Here is a 5,305-nt window from a genome sequence, read left to right as displayed (position 1 = left end):
AATCTTGGCCTGCTGCTGCCCCTGGTGCTGATCTGGTTCCGCTTGCCCATCGACGATGCGCCGGCCCGTGCCGCCGATGACGGCAAGGTGGCGCCGCATGTGTGGCTGGAGGGCATGTCCCTGCGCGAAGGGCTGGTGTCGCGGCGTTTCTGGATCTGTAACGTGGCGCTGGCACTGGTGATCTCGGCCATCGTCGGGATGGTTACCAACACCATTCCGATGCTGCGCGACAGGGGCTTGTCGGGCGCCGACGCGAGCCTGATCTTTGGCGGCTTCGGCGTTTCGCTGATCTTCGGCCGCGTGGTGGTGGGCTATCTGCTCGATCGCATGTGGCCACCGGGCGTTGCTGCAGTGAGCCTGTTTCTGCCGGCGCTGGGCTGCCTGATCTACATGAATGGCAGCAACGATCTGCCGCTGCTTGGCCTGGCGGCCGTGCTGGTTGGTTTTGGGGCAGGGGCCGAGTTCGACATTGCCGCCTTCCTGATCGCTCGCTATTTCGGCCTGCGCGAATACGGCCGCCTGTTTGGTGTGCATCAGGGCCTCAACACCGTGGCCTCGGCCCTGGCGCCGCTGCTGTTTGCCGCGCTGTTCAGTTACACCGCTTCCTACACCGCGATGCTGAGCTACTGCTTCGTGTGTTCCCTCGTCGGACCGGCGCTTCTGCTTACCCTGGGACGTGACCCCGGGTTTGGCGGGGTGGTTGCGCTTGCCGGCCGCTCTTGAGCACCCGCCTACTTTTATCGGAGTCGAAACCATGCCAACCCTTACTTTCATCGAACACAGCGGCACAACCCACGAAGTACACGGCGAAGTCGGCCAGTCCGTCATGCAGGCTGCCACCTTCGCCATGCTGCCCGGCATCCAGGGCGACTGTGGTGGTGCCTGCAGCTGCGCCACCTGCCACGCCTATGTGGATGAGGCCTGGGTGGAACGCTTTCCGCCCGCAGAAGGTACCGAGGTGGACATGCTCGACAACGTCACCGAGCGTCGCGCCAACAGTCGTCTGAGCTGTCAGCTGGTGATTGCCGAAGGCATGGACGGCTTGCTGATCCGCCTGCCGGCCTCCCAGTACTGAGCCAGCCGCGCATCCATAAAAATATCGGAGACAGACACCATGGCGCTCAACTCGGTTGTGATCGTCGGTGCGGGGCAGGGTGGCTTCCAGGTCGCCGCTTCCCTGCGTCAGGAGGGCTATCAGGGCAACATCACCCTGATTGGCGACGAACCCGGCCTGCCCTACCAGCGGCCGCCCCTTTCTAAGGCCTACCTGCTCGGCAAGATCAGCGCCACGGCGCTGCTGTTCCGGCCGGAGGATTTCTACACCCAGCAGAACATTGAGCTGGTGCACGACCAGGCCGTGGCGGTGGACCGTAACAACCGCCAGGTGCGCCTGGCCTCCGGGCGCAGCGTGGATTACGACCACCTGGTGCTGGCCATGGGGGCTCATAACCGGCCGCTGGCGGTGCCGGGTGCCGAAGCGCAGGGTGTCTTCGGCATCAAGACCAAGGCCGACGCCGACGCCTTGGCGCCGCTGGTCAAGGAGGCCCGCAACGTGGTGGTGGTGGGGGCTGGTTTTGTCGGCCTGGAGTTCGCCGCAGTGGCCGCCGCCAATGGCGCGACCGTGCATGTGCTGGAGCTGGGCGACCGGCCGATGGCGCGTGCCGTGTCGCGGGAAATGTCGGAGCTGTTCCGCTGCGCCCACGAGGGCTGGGGCGTGCATTTCGATTTCCGCCAGGGTATCGGCCACATCCTCACCGAGGGCGGCAAGGTCTGCGGCGTGGAAACCGTTGAGGGCAAGCGCCTGCTGGCCGACTTGGTTGTGTATGGGATTGGCGTGATTCCCAACCTCCAGCTGGCCCTCGAGGCCGGTCTCGACATCGACAACGGGATCACCGTCGACAGCACGCTGCTAACCAGCGATCCGCACATTTCTTCGCTGGGTGATGTGGCGGCCTTTCCGTGCATCCACAACGATCAGAAGCTCCTGCGCCTGGAGTCGGTGCAGAACGCGGTGGACCAAGGCCGAGCGATTGCGGCCCGTCTTGTCGGCAAGCCGGCGCCCTATACCGCGCTGCCGTGGTTCTGGACGGATCAGGGGACGCTCAAGCTGCAGATCGCCGGCTTGTCGAATGGCTGTGACAGCACCGTGATGCTCGGTGCTCCGGAGAGCAATCAGTTGTCCGTGCTGTGCTTTCGTCAGGACCAACTGGTGGCCGTGGAGTCCTGCAACCGACCCGGCGATCACATGGCGGCACGCAAGATCCTGGCTCGTCCTCCCCGCCTGACGCCGGCGGAGGCTGCGGCCCCCGGCTTTGAGCTGAAAGTGTGGGAAGCCGCCAACCGGGACTGATCCTGGCGCTGTGCAAAGAATCCAGAAGCCTGCCGGCTTTCGGAGCGGGCGTGTCGGGCCTGGCCCGGCACGCTGTATTTCGGGACAACAAAATAGGAGCGGAGACGATGAAAAAGCTGTGGATCGGCGTATTTGCCGGACTGGTAATGGCCTCGGGGTCAGCCCGTGCCGACGAGGGGGCCGACCTGGCCAAGGCCAGGGAATGCATGAGCTGTCATGCCCTCGACAAGGAAGTGGTCGGGCCGGCCTTCAAGAGCGTGGCCAAAAAGTACAAGGGCAAGGCTCAGGCCGAGGATATGCTGGTCAAGACGGTTGTGAAGGGTTCGCCGGATGCGGGCGGCTTCCACTGGGGAACCAAGAAGATGCCGTCGCCGGGGGCCCGCGTGGCCGTCAGCGAAGACGAAGCGCGGGTTCTGGTGCGCTGGGTGCTGGCGCAGTAAGGCCCGGCTGACTTTGGGGCAAGGCCTCCACGACGCTTCCTGTCGTGGAGGCCTTGCTGTTTTGAGCTTCAGGTTTCGGTGGCGAAGGCCAGCCAGCGCGCGTCGCCCTCGCACAGGGCGCTTGCCCTGGTTGAAAAATCCAGCGTCGAGCCAACGATGCGGATCGCCAGGGGCGCCCGTGCCGGCTGCTGCGCGTAGCAGCGACCGGCGGGCTTGGCGTGGGGTTCCAGGTCGATGTTCTTGAGGCGGCCGGCGCCGATCACTGCACAGCGCCGCAGGACGATTGCCGCTTCGGCCTGATCGGGTGGCAGGGTGCTCAGCGCCATGCGGGCGAAGCCTTCGTGCAGGCTGACACCCGCAAAGGGAGGCGGACCGGCAATGCGTCCGCCGTCGAGTTTCCAGTCGAGCCGGTAAGCATCGTCGCGCAGCAGGTGGGCGGCTGTGACGTGCCCGTTTTCGCGGGGGACGTCGATCTCGTATCTGCGCCGGGCCAGCCCGACCGCGGCAGTGGCGATGGCCAGGCCCGCCAGGTCGAGCAGGTGGGTGCATTGCTCGCTGGCGTCCACATGACGGGTCACGCTGCTGGCAACGGTGGTCAGGGCCATGCCCAGCAGCGCCTGCAGTTGCCCGGCGGCGGCGGGACAGGCGGTAAACGGATGGCGTGGCGAGGCGCCGTCTACGGCGCTGACGATGCCGTCTTTATGGTGCACCGTGACGCGGAAATGGTGGAAGTCGTCTTCCAGGGCGGCGCGTACTTCGCCTCCCGTCGTGGTGCTCCGCGAGCGGATTTCTATCCTGCGTCTGAAGGCCTGCATGTCGGGTGCGCTCTTCTCTCTGTATGGGATGGGGAGAATCTTTTGCCGGCTATAGACAGCGATCCATTGTCTTGCCAATATGTGAACATTAACAGAGTTTGTGTTTATAAAAATAAGGAGGAGACATGGGACTACTTGAAGGCAGGATTGCCCTGATTACCGGCGCTGGTGGCGGCATTGGCAAGGGCGTGGCGCGGCGTTTTGCCCGCGAAGGCGCTGCCGTGGTTGTCGCCGAGATCGATGTGGCCAGCGGCGAGCAGGTTGTCCGCGAACTGGAGGAACTGGGCGGCAGGGCACTGTTCGTGCGCACTGATGTGACCTCGAAGGAAAGCGTTGTTGCCGCCGTGAATGCGGCAGCCAGCCACTTTGGCGGCCTCGACATTCTGGTGAACAACGCCTTTGTACCGTCGCCCAACGTGCGCATGGAAGACAAGACCGACGAGATGCTCGAGCGGACGCTGAAGTCCACGGTATGGGCATCCTGGTGGGCGATGCAGGCGGCGCTTCCGCACATGAAGCTGCGGGGCGGCGGCAAGGTCGTCAATTTCTACTCCATCGATGTGGATACCGGTGCCTGGCTGCATGCCGACTACAACACCGCCAAGGCCGGCATCCTCGGCCTGACGCGCAGCGCCGCTGCCGAATGGGGGCGCTTCAACATCACCGTCAATGCGATTGCCCCGACGGCAATGGGCGCCACCTTTCACAAGCTCGCCGCCGAGAATCCGGGCTTTGCCGAGGCCTCGGCGGCCCTGCGCCCGCTGGGCCGCAGCGGTGATCCCGAGGCCGATATCGCCCCCGCGGTGCTCTTCCTGGCCAGCGAGCTGTCCTGCTACATGACGGGTGAGGCGATACACGTTGATGGCGGTCTGCACCTGCCGGGCTATAACTCGCGCCCCCGCGACGTACCGGTGCGCGAGTACTGAAATGGGGGCAATCACCGGCCGTAAGGGCACGGGGGATGGGGCAGGACGCCGTAACCGGCGTTCGGAGGAAACGATAGCGACGATCCTGGCGACAACGGAGGACATCATCCTGCGCTCCGGTTCCGACCGCGTCTCGATTCTCGAAGTGTGCGAGAAAGCGGAGGTGTCGCGCGGCACCTTCTATCGTTACTTCTCGTCCCAGGGCGATCTGCTCGACGCTTTTTCTCGCCACAAGCGGGACAACTTCCATTCGGCGCTGATCCTGGCTGCCCAGGTAACGGACGATCCCGACAAGCGCTTCCGGGCGGTGGTGGCGTATCTCGAGGCCTACCTGGAAAGTGGGCAAGCCAGGCGTCTCCTCAAGGTCGCCCCGGAGTATGCCCTTGGATTTTTCCAGCGCATCTTCCATGACTCGGTGCTGCGCTTGCAGGACGTGCTGGCGATCGTTTTCGATGCCTGGGATGCCCGCCTGGGCATTCGCATCGACCGGGAGCTGGTGTGCGAAATGATGATCCGCTACGTGCTCAGCGAGCAGCTGGCCCCGCGTGGGCCGACCCAGCGCGAGCGCTCGTCCCGTATCGAGAGCCTGTTTCTTGGCTTGGTGTCCCAGCGGCTCGGCCTCACGAGCAAAGATCTCATTTAGGTTTATAAACACATTTGCCTTTTGTGTTTATTTTGTGCATGATGTTTCTGACGAATCGAGGCAACGCATGAGTGCCCGGCGGCAGGAGACAAAGACGCAGGCTTTCTGACGGAGGGTGGTTTTTCCGTGGG

At 64.1% G+C, this 5,305-nt stretch carries 7 protein-coding genes; 6 read left to right on the top strand and 1 reads right to left on the bottom strand.

Annotated elements, in window-relative coordinates; all coding sequences use genetic code 11:
• From ACIQ09_RS21570 to ACIQ09_RS21555, 4 genes are all read left to right on the top strand, one after another.
• A partial coding sequence (locus tag ACIQ09_RS21570; RefSeq protein ID WP_398314371.1) for an MFS transporter occupies window positions 1-723 on the top strand: 723 nt, incomplete at its 5' end.
• Window positions 724-754: 31 nt separating this feature from the next.
• Entirely contained in the window at window positions 755-1,075 is a 321-nt protein-coding gene (locus tag ACIQ09_RS21565; RefSeq protein ID WP_169148255.1) for a 2Fe-2S iron-sulfur cluster-binding protein, read from the top strand.
• Between the two features lie 39 nt (window positions 1,076-1,114).
• A complete protein-coding gene (locus ACIQ09_RS21560) occupies window positions 1,115-2,350 on the top strand; it encodes an NAD(P)/FAD-dependent oxidoreductase (protein WP_169148254.1) in 1,236 nt (411 codons plus the stop codon).
• Window positions 2,351-2,457: 107 nt separating this feature from the next.
• Window positions 2,458-2,790 (top strand): c-type cytochrome, encoded by a 333-nt coding sequence (locus ACIQ09_RS21555; RefSeq protein ID WP_169148253.1) that lies wholly within the window; start codon window positions 2,458-2,460, stop codon window positions 2,788-2,790.
• A gap of 68 nt (window positions 2,791-2,858) precedes the next feature.
• Here the strand turns inward: ACIQ09_RS21555 and ACIQ09_RS21550 are convergent, their stop codons facing one another.
• Window positions 2,859-3,605 carry a DUF2889 domain-containing protein gene (locus ACIQ09_RS21550; RefSeq protein ID WP_398314368.1) on the bottom strand — a complete coding sequence of 249 codons (747 nt, stop codon included), beginning with the start codon at window positions 3,603-3,605 and terminating at the stop codon, window positions 2,859-2,861.
• Between the two features lie 125 nt (window positions 3,606-3,730).
• Between ACIQ09_RS21550 and ACIQ09_RS21545 the strand changes: the two genes are divergently transcribed.
• Window positions 3,731-4,531, top strand: a complete 801-nt coding sequence (locus tag ACIQ09_RS21545; RefSeq protein ID WP_398314366.1) for an SDR family NAD(P)-dependent oxidoreductase — start codon at window positions 3,731-3,733, stop codon at window positions 4,529-4,531.
• 1 nt (window position 4,532) lies between these two features.
• Window positions 4,533-5,174, top strand: coding sequence for a TetR/AcrR family transcriptional regulator (locus ACIQ09_RS21540; protein WP_398314364.1), 642 nt, complete (start codon window positions 4,533-4,535; stop codon window positions 5,172-5,174).
• Window positions 5,175-5,305: the final 131 nt, after the last annotated feature.

It is taken from the genome of Zoogloea sp., from assembly GCF_044344315.1.
GTDB lineage: Bacteria > Pseudomonadota > Gammaproteobacteria > Burkholderiales > Rhodocyclaceae > Zoogloea.
This window is presented reverse-complemented; position numbering and strand designations above follow the sequence as displayed.